Source organism: Pseudoruegeria aquimaris, assembly GCF_900172235.1.
Classification (GTDB): Bacteria; Pseudomonadota; Alphaproteobacteria; order Rhodobacterales; family Rhodobacteraceae; genus Pseudoruegeria; species Pseudoruegeria aquimaris.
In genome coordinates, this window is the sequence record NZ_FWFQ01000001.1 from 91,623 (window position 1) to 105,170 (window position 13,548).

The 13,548-nt window shown below is 68.5% G+C and carries 13 protein-coding genes; 11 read left to right on the forward strand and 2 right to left on the reverse strand.

Annotated elements, in window-relative coordinates; translation table 11 throughout:
* Positions 1-40 precede the first annotated feature (40 nt).
* The 7 genes from PSA7680_RS00465 to PSA7680_RS00490 all read left to right on the forward strand — a co-directional run bounded on the left by PSA7680_RS00465 (position 41) and on the right by PSA7680_RS00490 (position 5,853).
* Positions 41-1,225, forward strand: a complete 1,185-nt coding sequence (locus tag PSA7680_RS00465) for a pyridoxal phosphate-dependent aminotransferase (protein ID WP_085866698.1) — start codon at positions 41-43, stop codon at positions 1,223-1,225.
* The gene (locus PSA7680_RS00470) at positions 1,210-2,043 is read left to right on the forward strand and encodes an isocitrate lyase/PEP mutase family protein (protein WP_085866699.1); all 834 of its coding nucleotides are present in this window, start codon (positions 1,210-1,212) and stop codon (positions 2,041-2,043) included. Before PSA7680_RS00465 ends, PSA7680_RS00470 begins: the two co-directional genes overlap by 16 nt.
* Positions 2,044-2,127: 84 nt before the next feature.
* Entirely contained in the window at positions 2,128-2,262 is a 135-nt protein-coding gene (locus PSA7680_RS19045) for a hypothetical protein (RefSeq protein ID WP_275936505.1), read from the forward strand.
* Between the two features lie 42 nt (positions 2,263-2,304).
* Positions 2,305-3,843: a trimethylamine methyltransferase family protein gene (locus tag PSA7680_RS00475; protein ID WP_085866700.1), complete on the forward strand. Its 1,539-nt coding sequence runs from the start codon at positions 2,305-2,307 to the stop codon at positions 3,841-3,843.
* Between the two features lie 72 nt (positions 3,844-3,915).
* Complete coding sequence (locus PSA7680_RS00480; RefSeq protein ID WP_085866701.1) at positions 3,916-4,617, forward strand: DUF1194 domain-containing protein; 702 nt, start codon at positions 3,916-3,918, stop codon at positions 4,615-4,617.
* A 140-nt stretch (positions 4,618-4,757) separates the two neighbouring features.
* Positions 4,758-5,246: a peptidase associated/transthyretin-like domain-containing protein gene (locus PSA7680_RS00485; protein ID WP_085866702.1), complete on the forward strand. Its 489-nt coding sequence runs from the start codon at positions 4,758-4,760 to the stop codon at positions 5,244-5,246.
* Positions 5,215-5,853 (forward strand): ferric reductase-like transmembrane domain-containing protein, encoded by a 639-nt coding sequence (locus PSA7680_RS00490; protein WP_245824402.1) that lies wholly within the window; start codon positions 5,215-5,217, stop codon positions 5,851-5,853. Before PSA7680_RS00485 ends, PSA7680_RS00490 begins: the two co-directional genes overlap by 32 nt.
* Positions 5,854-5,861: 8 nt before the next feature.
* On the opposite strand, the gene PSA7680_RS00495 is transcribed toward PSA7680_RS00490, so the two are convergent.
* Both PSA7680_RS00495 and PSA7680_RS00500 read right to left on the reverse strand, forming a co-directional pair.
* Positions 5,862-6,326 carry a DNA polymerase III subunit chi gene (locus PSA7680_RS00495; protein ID WP_085866704.1) on the reverse strand — a complete coding sequence of 155 codons (465 nt, stop codon included), beginning with the start codon at positions 6,324-6,326 and terminating at the stop codon, positions 5,862-5,864.
* A gap of 7 nt (positions 6,327-6,333) precedes the next feature.
* On the reverse strand, positions 6,334-7,803 hold the full coding sequence (locus tag PSA7680_RS00500) for a leucyl aminopeptidase (RefSeq protein WP_085866861.1): 1,470 nt from the start codon (positions 7,801-7,803) through the stop codon (positions 6,334-6,336).
* 138 nt (positions 7,804-7,941) lie between these two features.
* On the opposite strand from PSA7680_RS00500, the gene lptF reads away from it, so the two are divergent.
* Genes lptF through PSA7680_RS00520 form a run of 4 tightly spaced genes read left to right on the forward strand, consistent with a single transcriptional unit; the run spans position 7,942 to position 13,547 of the window.
* Complete coding sequence (lptF, locus tag PSA7680_RS00505) at positions 7,942-9,063, forward strand: LPS export ABC transporter permease LptF (protein WP_085866705.1); 1,122 nt, start codon at positions 7,942-7,944, stop codon at positions 9,061-9,063.
* The gene (lptG, locus tag PSA7680_RS00510; protein WP_085866706.1) at positions 9,060-10,157 is read left to right on the forward strand and encodes an LPS export ABC transporter permease LptG; all 1,098 of its coding nucleotides are present in this window, start codon (positions 9,060-9,062) and stop codon (positions 10,155-10,157) included. The genes lptF and lptG overlap by 4 nt, the downstream gene beginning before the upstream one ends.
* The gene (locus tag PSA7680_RS00515; protein WP_085866707.1) at positions 10,157-12,304 is read left to right on the forward strand and encodes an LPS-assembly protein LptD; all 2,148 of its coding nucleotides are present in this window, start codon (positions 10,157-10,159) and stop codon (positions 12,302-12,304) included. The genes lptG and PSA7680_RS00515 overlap by 1 nt, the downstream gene beginning before the upstream one ends.
* Before the next feature lie 25 nt (positions 12,305-12,329).
* Positions 12,330-13,547: a peptidylprolyl isomerase gene (locus tag PSA7680_RS00520; protein WP_245824403.1), complete on the forward strand. Its 1,218-nt coding sequence runs from the start codon at positions 12,330-12,332 to the stop codon at positions 13,545-13,547.
* Position 13,548: the final 1 nt, after the last annotated feature.

The following is a 13,548-nucleotide window of genomic DNA, read 5'->3' on the forward strand; positions in this document are numbered from 1 at the left end:
GCCATGCCTCCTGCCCAGACCGAGGGATCAGGGTGGTACGATGCAGATTTCCAAGCGATTGACGGGATTGACGGGCGGCGGCTCCGATGGCTGGGGGTTGTTTGCAAAGGCGCGCGCCATGGTGGCGCGCGGCGAGGCGGTGACGGAACTCACCATCGGCGAGCACGACATCGGCACCGATCCGGAGATCCTCGCGGCGATGGATGCCTCCGCCCGTGGCGGGCACACGGGCTATGCCGCCGTGCCGGGCACGCCGGCGCTGCGGGCCGAGATCGCCCGCCGGGTGGCCGCGCGCACCGGGGTGCCGACGGGGCCGGAAAACGTGCTCGTCACGCCCGGCGGGCAGGCCGCGCTCTTCGCCGCCCACATGGCCACCTGCGCGCCGGGCGACAGGGCGCTGTTCATCGATCCTTACTACGCCACCTACCCCGGCACCCTGCGCGGGGCCGGGGCCGAGCCGGTGGCGGTGCCGGCGCGTTCGCGCGATCAGTTCCAGCCCCGCCCCGCGGAGATCGACGCAAGGGCCGAGGGCGCGCGCAGCCTGCTCATCAACACGCCCAACAATCCCACGGGCGTCGTCTACTCCCCCGAGACGCTGGCCGGTATCGCCGAGGTCTGCCGGGCGCGCGATCTCTGGCTGGTGAGCGACGAGGTCTATGACACGCAGGTCTGGGAGGGGCGGCACCTGAGCCCGCGCAGCCTGCCGGGCATGGCCGAGCGCACGCTGGTGATCGGCTCGATGTCCAAGAGCCACGCGATGACGGGCAGCCGGATCGGCTGGATCGTCGGCCCGCCGGACGCGATTTCCCATCTCGCCAACCTCGCCACGCATACCACCTATGGCGTACCCGGCTTCATCCAGGACGCCGCGCTCCATGCGCTGCGGCAAGGCACACGGCTTGAAGAGGCCATCGCCGCCCCCTTCCGGCGCCGAAGGGAGATCGCGCTGGGCCTGCTGGCCGGGCAGGACATCGTGCGGCTGATCCCGGCGGGCGGGGCGATGTATCTGATGCTCGACATCCGGGCCACGGGGCTATCGGGCGAAGCCTTCGCCGAGGCCCTGCTGGAGCGGCACCGGATCGCGGTGATGCCGGGCGAAAGCTTCGGCACCTGCGCCGCGGGCCACCTGCGGGTGGCCATGACCGTCGAGGACGCGGCCTTCGCCGAAGCCCTCTCCACCCTGATGGAATTCGCAAGGGAGTGCGCCACATGCGACGCGATCTAGCCGCCCGGTTCCGGGCCCTGCACGTGCCGGGCCAGCCCTTCATCCTCGCCAATGCCTGGGATGCGGGCTCGGCGCGGATGCTGGCCGCGCTCGGCGCCCAGGCCATCGCCACCTCTTCCGCGGCCCATGCCTTCACGCTGGGCCGCCCCGACATGGGCACGGTGAGCCGCGACGAGGCGCTGGCCCATGCGCAGGATCTGATGGCGGCGGTGGATCTGCCCGTCAGCGGGGATTTCGAGAACGGCTTCGGCGACAGCCCGGATGCGGTGGCCGAGACCGTGCGGCTTGCGGGCGAGATCGGGCTGGCGGGGATCTGCATCGAGGACACCGCCCTGCCGGACAGCGCGGCATACGCGCCGGACCTCGCGGCGGAACGCATCCGCGCCGGGGCGGCGGCGGCGCGCGCTCTGGGGCGGGATTTCATGCTGGTGGCGCGGGCCGATGGCGTTATGAACGGCACCTACGGCCTTGACGAGGCGCTGCGGCGCATCCGCGCCTTCGACGCAGCCGGGGCCGACGGGCTCTACGTGCCCTTGCCCGGCGGGCCGGAGGCGCTGGCGCAGGTGTGCCGCGCCACGCGCAAGCCGGTGAATGCCCTGGCGGTCGGGCCTTTGTCGCAGCTTTCACTGGCGGAGTTCGGCGCGCTGGGCGTGGCCCGGATCTCGCTCGGCTCGGCGCTGGCGCGGCTCACCCACCGCGTGATCCACGATGCCGGGCGGGCGATGTTCGACGGCGGCGATTTCACCGCGCTTTCGGGGATGCTGCCGGGCGCCGAGGCCGATGCCCTGCTCAAGGCCGGTGCCGGGCAGGAGGACTGAGAGCGCGCCCGCGATGGGCCGAAAACGACATCCTGCCGCAAACAGGCGCGACAGCGCGGGCCGCGCCAAGGCCCACTTGGCGTCATGAGACAGCCGTCCGCCATAGCGTCAGGGTCCAAGGTTCAGGACGAAGACTGCCAGATCGCACTGGTGGTGCGCACGATCGGCGCGGAACGTGGGCGCGCGGCGCGGGGGCGCCCGGTGGCATACGCCACCTGACCTTCGCCCCTGAAGTCGCCGACCTGAAAGAGTTTTCCGCCCATGACAGCCTCTGTCTCCCGCCGCTCCGGCGGACGTTCCGCCCGCCGCGCCGCCCGCGCGGCCCCCCTTGCCGAAGCCCTTCGCCCGATCCGTGCCGGGATGCCCGGCGGCCGCTACGCCCCGCTCACCGAGGCCGACGTGGCCCGCATCCACGGCGCGGCGCTGGATGCGCTCGAACAGATCGGTCTGGCCGATGCGCCGCCCTCCGGCGTCGAGATCATGGTGCAGGCCGGCGCCGAACTCGGCACGGATGGCCGGCTGCGCTATCCCCGCGCGCTGGTAGAGGACATGCTGGCCAAGGCCGCGCGCGACATCACGCTCTGCGGGCGGGAACCGGCCCACGACCTGACGCTTTCCGGCAACCGCGTGCACTACGGCACCGCGGGCGCGGCGGTGCATATGGTGGACGTGTCCGGGCGCTCCTACCGCGACTCCACGCTTCAGGATCTGCACGATGCCGCGCGCATCGCCGACAGGCTCGACAACATCCACTTCCTGCAACGGCCCATGGTCGCGCGCGACATGCCCGACAACCAGAGCCTCGATCTGAACACGCTCTACGCCTGCTGCGCGGGCACGACGAAGCACGTCGGCACGAGTTTCGTGGAGCCGGGCACCGTGGATCAATGCATCGCGCTCCTGCACGAGATCGCCGGCGGCGAGGACGCCTGGCGCGCGCGCCCCTTCGTGAGCAATTCCAACTGCTTCGTGGTGCCCCCGATGAAATTCGCCACCGAAAGCTGCCAGGTGATGGAGAAGGTCATCGCCGCCGGGATGCCGGTGCTGCTGCTGTCGGCCGGGCAGGCCGGGGCCACGGCCCCCGCCCCCATCGCCGGCGCCATCGTGCAGGCGGTCGCGGAATGCCTTGCCGGGATCGTCTACGTCAATGCCATCGCGCCGGGGCATCCGGCGATCTTCGGCACCTGGCCCTTCGTGTCGGACCTGCGCACGGGCGCGATGTCGGGCGGCTCGGGCGAGCAGGCGCTGCTCACGGCGGGCTGCGCGCAGATGCACCACTTCTACGGCCTGCCCGGCGGGGCGGCCGCGGGCATCGCCGATGCCAAGCTGCCCGACATGCAGGCCGGCTGGGAACAGGCGACCTCCAACGTCATGGCGGGGCTGTCGGGGCTGAACATGATCTACGAGGCCGCCGGGATGCACGCCTCGATCCTGGGCTTCTGCCACGAAAGCCTGATCCTGGGTGACGATCTGATCGGGCAGGCCCTGCGCTGCGTGCGCGGGATCGAGGTGACGGAGGAAACCTGCGGTCTCGAGGTGATCCGCGCCACCTGCCTGGACGGCCCCGGCCACTACCTCGGCTCCGCCCAGACGCTCGGGCTGATGCAGACGGAATACGTCTACCCGGCGCTGGCCGACCGCACCAGCCCGAAGGAATGGGAGGAGTTGGGCAGGCCCGATCTGCTGGCCAATGCCACCGCGCGCAAGGAGGCCATCCTCGCGGAGCCTTCCGCGGCGCGCTTCGATCCGGCGCTCGATGCCCGCATCCGCGCCCGCTTCGACATCCGCCTGCCGGCCTGACCCACCGGCTCGCCGCGCGGCGCCTGCGCCCTACCCTTTCGGGTGGTCCCACTTTTTGCGGAAGGCTCCGTCATGCGCTTGCTGCTGGCCGTCTGGATGATCTTCGCCACCCCGGCTTTCGCCGAGGAGGTGGAGGTGGAACTCGTTCTGCTGGCCGATGCCTCCGGCTCGATCTCGGATGCCGAGATCGCTTTCCAGCGGCAGGGCTATGCCGAGGCGCTGACGGATCCGCGCGTGCTCGCCGCGATCGAGCGCACGGCCTATCGCGCCATCGCCGTCACCTACGTGGAATGGGCCGCCAACACGGCGGTGGTGGTGGGCTGGACGCGGATCGACGGAGAGCGCAGCGCCCGCGCCTTCGCCGAAGCGCTGCTGCCGCCGCCCCGGCAGGCCTTCGGGCGCAACGCCATCGGCGGCGCCTTGCTGGATGCCAAGCGTCTGATCGAGCAGAACGATTTCAAGGGCTGGCGCCGGGTGATCGATTTCTCCGGCGACAGCCCCAACAGCTTTTCCGGCCCGCCGGTGGAGGCCGCGCGGCAGGAGGTGGTGGCCGCCGGGATCACGATCAACGGCCTGCCCATCCTCTGCCGCTTCTGCGACAGCCCCGCGCGCTATCCCGATCTCGCCGAGGAATACGAGGAGCGCATCATCGGCGGGCCGGGGGCCTTCGTGGTGACGGCGCGAAACGAGGAGGATCTCGCCGAGGCGATCCGGCGCAAGCTCATTCTCGAAATCTCGGGCCAGATGCCCGCCGAGACCCATGCCGCCCGCTGACTCACGCGAACGTGGGCGCCCGTGAGGCGCGGCAGGCGGCTTTCGCCGAGGGCAAAACGGCAAGGAGATGTTAAACTCCCCGTGCCGGTCTATGTCGTCTCACCAAGTCACCCGCCGCTCATCAAACTTCGGAGGCCCCGATGCCCGACACCCGTTTCCCCCGCCGCACCTTGCTCGCCGCCTCCGGCGCGGCGGCCCTACTCGCCGCTTCCGGGCTGGTCGTTCCCGCCCGCGCCAAGGGGCTTGCCCCCACGCCGACGATGCGCGGCGGCGCCAACAACTATCGCCCCGGCGCGCCCATCGTGGAGCGCATCGGCGGGGGCGGCTTCTGGATGAGCGGCAGCGTGCGCCGCGCGGGCGACGGCGCCCCCCTGCCCGGCCAGCGCATCCAGATCTGGGCCCATACCACCGAAGGCCACGAGCGCGACTGGCACAGCCACGGCGCGACCCTGACGGACGCAGACGGCCTGTTCCGGCTTGAAATGCCCCAGATCGTACCCGCCTTCGGGCAGGCCCACGGCCACCTCGCCTATGAAGGGGACGGGTTCAAGACGGTCTTCCTGCGCCCCCTGATGGCCAGCCCGAAAGATACCTCCCTTGAGGCCCATTTCGTGCTGGAGCCGGCCTGACGCCATGCGCGCCGCGCTGATCTGGCTGGCCGTGCTCGTGCTCTCGGCGGTGCCCGTGGTGCTTTCGCTGGCCAGCCCGCTGCTGCAATGGCGCGATCCTGTCTACATCGCGGCCGGCGCCACCGGCGTGCTCGCCATGGCGCTGATGCCGCTCCAGCCGCTGCTGGCGACGGGCCGGCTGCCCGGCCTGGGCGGCTTCCGGGGCCGCCGGCTGCACCGGATCATCGGCGCGCTGCTGCTGCTCTGCCTGCTGCTGCACGTGGCCGGGCTCTGGATCACCAGCCCGCCCGACGTGATCGACGTGTTCCTGCTGCGCTCGCCGACGCCGTTTTCCACCTGGGGGTTGCTGGCCATGGTGGCGCTTCTTCTGAGCGCGGCCATCACCGCCCTGCGCAAGCCGCTGCGGCTGCGCTGGCGGCTGTGGCGGGTGGCACACCTCGGGCTTGCGGCCGTGGTGATCGGCGGCACCGTGGCCCATGCGCTGCTGATCGAGGGCACGATGGAGCCGGTTTCAAAGGCTCTGCTGAGCCTCTGGCTGACGGCGGCCTTCGCCGGCTCGCTCGCGGCCCCCTTGCGCCACCGCGCATCGGCCCGCCGGCAAGGCTGACGGCGCCCTCACTTGCCGGATTCGGCCTTCATCTGCCAGGTGCCGTCTTCCTGGGACCAGTATTTTGCCGCGCAGCCGGCGTCCGTCAGGGATTTCCACTGCACCCGTGCGTGGGCCTTGGCATCCGGGTCGGTGCCGTCGAACAGGATGCAGGCGCGTTCGCTGGCCTGCACCTCTTCGGCGCTCAGATCCGCCCCATCGATGGACATCACGCAGGTGAAACCGTCGCCGGGCACGGCCTCCGTCGCCAGAAGCACCGGCTGCAGGGCGTCGTGGGGGCCGCCGGCCAGCCCGTGGGGAAAGAAGCTTTCCTCCGGCCCGGCCCAGAGCCGTTCGTCCAGCCAGCGCAGGCGGTTCTCATCCCGCCCGCGCACCAGCACGCGCCATCCGGCCTGCCGGGCCTTGCCCAGCAGCATCGGCAGGGTCTCCTCCACCGGGCTGCGGGTCAGGTGGTAGAAGTAGACGGCCCCCACGCCGGGTTCACTCCGCCTCGAAGCTGTTGCGGATCAGCCGGTCCAGCGCCATCACGCCCCAGCCCGTGGCCCCGGCGGGCGCCAGCGTGGTTTCGCTCTTCACCGAGGCCGTGCCCGCGATGTCGAGGTGGACCCAGGGGGTGCCGTCCTTGACGAAGCGCTGCAGGAACTGGGCCGCGGTGATCGAGCCCGCCGCGCGGGTGCCGACGTTTTTCATGTCGGCGATCCGGCTCTTGAGCATGTCGTCGTAGGCCTGCCCCATCGGCAGGCGCCAGGCGCCTTCGCCCTCCTGGCCGGCGGCCTTCAGGAAGGCGTTGCAGAGCGCATCGTCGTTGGAGAAGACGCCCGCGTTCTCGTGACCGAGCCCGATGATGATGGCGCCGGTCAGGGTGGCGAGATCGATCACACCGGAGGGCTCGAAGCGCTCCTGCGCATACCAGAGGCAATCGGCCAGCACGAGGCGGCCTTCGGCATCGGTGTTGATGATCTCGACCGTGTCGCCCTTCATGGATTTCACCACGTCGCCGGGGCGCGTGGCCTTGCCGTCGGGCATGTTCTCCACGAGGCCGACGATGCCCACCACGTTGGCCTTGGCCTTGCGCAGCGCCAGCGTGCGCATCACGCCGGCCACCGTGCCCGCGCCGCCCATGTCCATCGTCATGTCTTCCATGCCGGCGGCCGGTTTGATCGAGATGCCACCGGTGTCGAAGACCACGCCCTTGCCCACGAGCGCGAAGGGCTTTTCATCGCCGCCGCCCTTCCACTGCATCACCACGACCTTGGAGGGGCTTTCCGAGCCCTGCCCCACGGCCAGCAGCGTGCGGAAGCCCAGCTTTTCCAGTTCGTCCTCTTCGAGGATCTCGACCTCGAGCCCCAGCTCCTGCATCGCCGCGAGGCGGGCGGCGAAATCGGAAGTTGTGAGCACGTTGGAAGGCTCGTTCACGAGATCGCGGGTGAAGAAGACGCCCTCGGCCACCGCCGCCATCGGCGCGGCCTTGGCCGCCACTTCCTCGGGTTTGGCAACCATGAAGGTCACCGTGCCCAGCGGATCGGCCGGCTTGCTCTTGTGATCGCTGAACTCATAGGCCCGCAGCGCCAGCCCGAAGGACAGCTCCGCCGCCTGCACGAGGTTGCCCGCCAGCACCAGCAGCGGCGCCTTGCCGTGGCCCTTGCCGAGCGCGGCGCCGGCCTTGCGGGCCACGTCGGGCTTGGCGCGGCGGTCCAGCTTCACCACGGTCAGCTTCTCGGCGGCGAGCCCCTGCGGGAAGGACAGCACAACGGCTTCGCCTTCCTTCATCTTTTCGAAGGATTCGCTCTCGGCCAGACGTGCCAGCGCGCCCTTGGTCAGGCGGTTCACGCGGCGGGCGCATTGATCCATCGTGCCCTCGGTGCCCAGCAGCACCGCCACGCCGCCTTCGGCGCCGGCGATGGCATCAAGCTCGACTTCCTTGAAATCAATGGTCGCGGTCGGGGTCATCATCATCTCCTTTGCGCGGGTTGCGCGATCTGCCGCCAGTGTTAACGGCCCGGGCGCAAAGACGCCAGATAGCAGTTTTACCTGCCCTTCAAATCCGTTAGTTTGCCCCCCAACAAAGGCAAGGCAAGGGGCACGGCAGTGGGTAAATTCGACAGATATTTCCTGTCGCAATTGCTGACGTTGTTCGGGTTCTTCTCGCTTGTCCTGGTGCTGGTCTACTGGATCAACCGGGCGGTATCGCTGTTCGATACGCTGATCTCCAACGGCCAGTCCGCCATCGTCTTCCTCGAATTCTCCGCCCTTGCGCTGCCCAACGTGATCCGGCTGGTGCTGCCGATCTCCGCCTTCGTGGCCACGGTCTACGTCACCAACCGGCTCTCGACGGAGAGCGAACTGGTGGTGGTGCAATCCACCGGCTTCAGCCCCTACCGGCTGGCGCGGGGCGTCTTCGCCTTCGGCTTCATCGTCTTCCTGCTGGTCAGCGTGCTGACCCATTTCCTGGTGCCCAGCTCGGTGCGGCAGCTCTCGCTGCGCACCGCCGAGATCGCCGAGAACGTGGCCGCGGGGCTGCTGGTGGAAGGCACCTTCATGCATCCCACGAACGGGGTCACCTTCTACATCCGGGAGATCTCGGCCAACGGCGAGCTGCAGGACATCTTCCTCACCGATGCCCGCAAGCCCGAACTGCAGACGACCTATACCGCCAAGCTGGCGCTCCTCGTGCGCGAGGACACCGGCCCGAAGCTTCTGATGTTCGACGGCATGGCCCAGACGCTGGACGCGCGGCAGAACACCCTGTCCACCACCCGGTTCGAGGATTTCGTGTTCGATATCGGGGCGCTGGTGCCCGACAGCGATCCGGGCCGGCGCAAGCTGCGCGAACTGAGCACGATGGAGCTGTTCTCCCTCGCGCCCGAGCTTCTCGAGGAGACCGACCGGACGGTGGCGGATTTCCTGCAGGAGGCCAACGAACGCATCAGCCAGGGGCTTCTGGCGCTGGTGGCGGTGACGACGGGCTTTGCCTGCCTGCTGGTGGGCGGCTATTCGCGCTTCGGGATCTGGAAGCAGATCGTGGGGGCCGTGGTGCTGCTGGTGGTGCTCAAGACGATCGACAACGCGATGGCCGACATCGCGCGCCGCGCGCCCGAGGCCTGGCCGGTGATGTATGTCGCGCCGCTGGTGGGGCTGGGCGCCACCTACCTGCTTCTGTGGATCTCCACCAAGCCGGGGCTGCTGTCGGCGCGGAGGCGCGCGGCATGATCCTGCACCTCTATTTCGCCCGCCGTTTCATGCGTTACGTCCTGATCGTGGGCTTCGCCTTCACGGTGCTGATGCAGATGTTCGACATGGTGGAGCAGCTGCGCAAGTTCGGCGGGAAAGACGTGCCCTTCGGCGAGATCTTCGAGCTTTCGCTGCTGCGGCTTCCGGCGGGTCTTTACCAGATCCTGCCGCTGATCGTGATCCTCGCCACGCTCGCGCTCTACCTCAGCCTCGCCCGCTCCTCCGAACTGGTGGTGACCCGCGCGGCCGGGCGGTCGGCGGTGGTGAGCCTGATCTCGCCGGTGATCGCGGCCCTGCTGCTGGGCTGTTTCTCGGTGGCGGTGCTGAACCCGATCGTCGCCGGCACCCAGAAGCGCTACGAACTGCTGGAAAACAGCTACAGGAGCGGCGAGCGCAGCGTGCTTTCGATCTCCAACGAGGGGCTCTGGCTGCGGCAGGGCAATTCCGAAGGGCAGACGGTGATCCGCGCTGCCGAAAGCAATCTCGACGGCACGCTTCTGCGCGGGGTCACATTCATCTCCTTCGACACCGACGGCACGCCGAAGGAACGGATCGAAGCCGAGGAGGCGGCGCTCTCCGCAGGCCGCTGGGCCTTGCAGAACGCCAAGGTGTGGTCGCTCTCCACCACCGACAACCCGGAGCGCGACGCGCGCACCTACGAGACGCTCGATCTCGCCTCAAACCTCACGCGCCAGCAGATCCGCGACAGTTTCGGCACCCCCAGCGCGATCCCGATCTGGGATCTGCCCCGCTTCATCAACAGCCTCAAGAACGCGGGCTTCTCCCCGCGCCAGCACCAGGTCTGGTTCCACATGGAACTGGCTTCGCCGCTCTTTCTCGCCGCCATGGTGCTGATCGGCGCGGCCTTCACCATGCGCCACACCCGCTTCGGCCGCACCGGCATCATGGTGCTGGCGGCCATCCTCATGGGCTTCGGGCTGTTCTTCATCCGCAACTTCGCTCAAGTGCTGGGGGAAAGCGGCCAGATCCCCATCGGGGTCGCCGCCTGGACGCCGCCCGTCGCCGGCATCTGCCTCGCCCTCGGGCTCATCCTGCACCTGGAGGACGGCTGATGCGCAGCGCCTTCACCCTTGCCCTCGTTTCCGCATTTCTCTGCGGCACCGCCCCCGCCCTGCACGCCCAGTCGGCCAGCCCGGAGGATGGCCTGGAGCAGCCGGCCGCCACCCTGATCGCCGACAGCGTGGCGCTGGACGGCAACAACGTGGTGCGCGCCCGCGGCAACGTGGAGGTCTTCTACGAGGATGCGCAGCTGAAGGCCTCCGGCATCACCTATGATGCCACCACCGAAAAGCTCACCATCGAGGGGCCGATCACCGTGTACTACGGCGACACCGCGACGCTGCTCGCCAGCGCCGCCGAGATGGACGCCGAGTTGCGCAACGGCCTCCTGAAGAGCGCCCGGCTGGTGCTGGATCAGCAGTTGCAACTGGCCGCCGCCGAAGTCCGCCGCATCGACGGCCGATACACGCGGCTGGGCAATACGGTGGCTTCAAGCTGCAAGGTCTGCGCCGCGGATCCGGTGCCGCTCTGGCAGATCCGTGCCCGCGAGGTGATCCACGACGAGTTGGAGCGCCAGCTCTACTTCACCGATGCGCGGCTGGAGGTGGCCGGCGTGCCCATCGCCTACCTTCCCCGCCTGCGCCTGCCCGATCCGACTCTGGAGCGGGCCAACGGGTTCCTCATCCCGACGATCCGTTCGGATTCCATCGTCGGCCAGGGGATCGAACTGCCCTATTTCCTTGCCATCGGCGAGGACAAAGACCTGACCATCTCGCCCCTGATCACCACCAACACGCGCACGCTCCAGTTCCGCTACCGCCAGGCGCTGAACGCGGGCGACATCGAGGTCAACGGCGCCATCACCCGCGATGACATCCGCCCCGGCGACTGGCGCGGCTATCTCTTCGCGGACGGCTCCATCGGGCTGCGCAACGATTTCGTCTTCAACTTCGACATCGAGATCACCTCCGACAAGGCCTACCTGCTGGAATATGATTATTCCGACACCGACCGCCTCGAAAGCACCGTCGAATTGGCGCGCACCCGGCGTGATACCTACTTCTCGACGAACTACACCCACTACCGCTCGTTGCGCGACAGCGAGCAGAACGATGAGATCCCCACCGAGGTCGTCGAACTCACCTACGAGCGCCGCTTCACCCCCTCGCTGTTCGGCGGCACACTGACGACGGCCTTCGACGGCCAGGGCTTCATGCGCACCTCCGACACCGACGGCCCCACCGGCCGGGACATGGCACGCGCCAGCCTGCAGATGGATTGGCAGCGCACCTGGGATCTGAACAACGGGATGCTGGTGAAGGCCATCGGCGCCGCCAATGCCGACTATTACCTCGTCAACCAGGATTCCAGCTACGATGAGGCCCAGCTGCACCTGACGCCCACGGCGGGCGTGGAACTGCGCTGGCCCTTCATGAAGAGCGAATCCAGCGGCGTGGTGCATTCGCTGGAGCCCGTGGCGCAGCTTCTCTGGACGGACACCTCCGCCGCCGACGTGCCCAACGAGGTCTCCACGCGGGTGGAGTTCGACGAAGGCAACCTGTTCTCGCTTTCGCGCTTTCCCGGATTCGACCGCTACGAACGCGGATTCCGCGCCAACATCGGCGCCAACTGGACGCGTTACGATCCGGACGGCTGGACGCTCGGCGTGACCGTGGGCAAGATATTCCGCGACACCGACGTGAACGGCTTCTCCACCGGCTCCGGGCTTTCGGGCACGGAAAGCGATTGGCTGGCTGCCGCGAGCGTCACCTTCCCCAACAACCTGAGCCTCATCAACCGGGCCCTGTTCAACAGCGCCTTCGAATTCACCAAGAACGAAACTCGCGTCAGCTGGGTGAACGACGACGTTCTGCTGTCGTCGAGCTACGTCTGGATGGTAGAGGATGCCAGCCAGTCACGGTTCGATGACACCTCCGAATGGACGATGGACGCCGAGTATCGCTTCGCCCGCAACTGGATCGGCAAGGTGGACTGGCGCTACGATTTCGTGGAAGGCAGTGCCGCGCGCGCCGGGGTTGGGCTGGAATACGTGAATGAATGCATCAGCGTCGATCTTTCCCTGTCGCGCCGGTTCACCTCGTCATCTAATGTGGACCCGTCCACGAGTGTCGGGCTACAAGTCACCTTGCTGGGGTTCGGTGAGAACAACCGGCGTCAATCGGTTCGCGAGTGCTACTAGGCGGTTCCAAAGAAAGAGCAGAGCATTGAAACGTTTTTCCCGCGCCCTTCTCCTGATCCTGTCACCGCTGCTGGCGTTCGCGGCCCCTGCCGCCGCGCAGAGCCCGTTCTCGCCGGTGGCCTACGTGAACGACGGCGTCGTCACCCGCTTCGAGCTTGAACAGCGCATCCGCTTCCTGGAGGTGCTCGGCACGCCGGGCGACCTGCGGGAAGAGGCGCTGGAGCGGCTCATCGAGGATCGCCTGCAATCCCAGGCCGCCGCGCAGTTCAACCTGTCCGCCAGCGACGAGGAGATCGCGCGCGGCATCGACGAATTCGCCAGCCGCGCCAACCTGACGGGGGAGCAGTTCCTCGCCGAGCTTTCCAAGGCCGGCGTGGCGCCGCAGACGGTGCGCGATTTCGTGGCCTCGGGCCTCGTGTGGCGCGAGTTGATCCGCGGCCTCTTCGGCCCGCGTTCGCAGGTGACGGAAGCCGAGATCGACCGCGCGCTGGCCTATTCCACCGGCGGCGGCGGCGTGCGCGTGCTGCTGTCTGAAATCGTGCTGCCCACGGCGCCCGAATTCCAGGAGCGCACCGCGGCGATCCTGCCGCAGCTGCGCCAGATCCGTTCTGTCTCCGAGTTTTCCGCCGCCGCTTCGCAGTATTCCGTCGCCCCCTCCCGCGCCAACGGCGGCCGCCTGGACTGGCGCTCGATCTCCAGCCTGCCGCCCCAGATCGCGCCGCAGATCCTCGCGCTGCGCCCCGGTGAAATCACCGATCCGATCCAGGTCCCCAACGCGATCGTGCTGTTCCAGCTGCGCGACAAGCAGGAGGTGAGCGCCTCCGCGGCGCAGAAGTTCACCGTGGAATTCGCGCAGTATTTCATTGCCGGCGGCCGCAGCGAGGAAGGCCTCAGGCAGGCCGCGCGCATCCGCGAGGAGGTGGACACCTGCGACGATCTCTACGGCGTCAACAAGGGCAAGGCGCCGGAAGCGCTGCGCATCGAAGCCTTGCCCGAAGCCGAGGTGCCCGCCGACATCCGCCGCGAACTCGATGACATGGATCCGGGCGAAGTCTCCACCGCGCTCACCCGCAACAACGGCCAGACGCTGGTGTTCCTCATGCTCTGCGGCCGCACGCCGGAACTGGGCGACGAGGTCAACCGTGCCGACATCCGCCGCGAACTGGTGAACGCCCGCCTCGTGTCCTACGCGGCCAGCTACATCGCGCAGCTGCGCTCCGACGCCGTGATCCGCTTCCCGTGAG

What these genes read in the sequence shown, in the direction of transcription:
- PSA7680_RS00485 (WP_085866702.1), top strand. Translation starts at nt 4,758, where the DNA reads ATGCCCGACACCCGTTTCCCCCGCCGCACCTTGCTCGCCGCCTCCGGC.
- PSA7680_RS00475 (WP_085866700.1), top strand. Translation starts at nt 2,305, where the DNA reads ATGACAGCCTCTGTCTCCCGCCGCTCCGGCGGACGTTCCGCCCGCCGC.
- PSA7680_RS00465 (WP_085866698.1), top strand. Translation starts at nt 41, where the DNA reads ATGCAGATTTCCAAGCGATTGACGGGATTGACGGGCGGCGGCTCCGAT.
- PSA7680_RS00500 (WP_085866861.1), bottom strand. Translation starts at nt 7,803, where the DNA reads ATGACCCCGACCGCGACCATTGATTTCAAGGAAGTCGAGCTTGATGCC.
- lptG (WP_085866706.1), top strand. Translation starts at nt 9,060, where the DNA reads ATGATCCTGCACCTCTATTTCGCCCGCCGTTTCATGCGTTACGTCCTG.
- PSA7680_RS00515 (WP_085866707.1), top strand. Translation starts at nt 10,157, where the DNA reads ATGCGCAGCGCCTTCACCCTTGCCCTCGTTTCCGCATTTCTCTGCGGC.
- PSA7680_RS00470 (WP_085866699.1), top strand. Translation starts at nt 1,210, where the DNA reads ATGCGACGCGATCTAGCCGCCCGGTTCCGGGCCCTGCACGTGCCGGGC.
- PSA7680_RS19045 (WP_275936505.1), top strand. Translation starts at nt 2,128, where the DNA reads ATGAGACAGCCGTCCGCCATAGCGTCAGGGTCCAAGGTTCAGGACGAA.
- PSA7680_RS00480 (WP_085866701.1), top strand. Translation starts at nt 3,916, where the DNA reads ATGCGCTTGCTGCTGGCCGTCTGGATGATCTTCGCCACCCCGGCTTTC.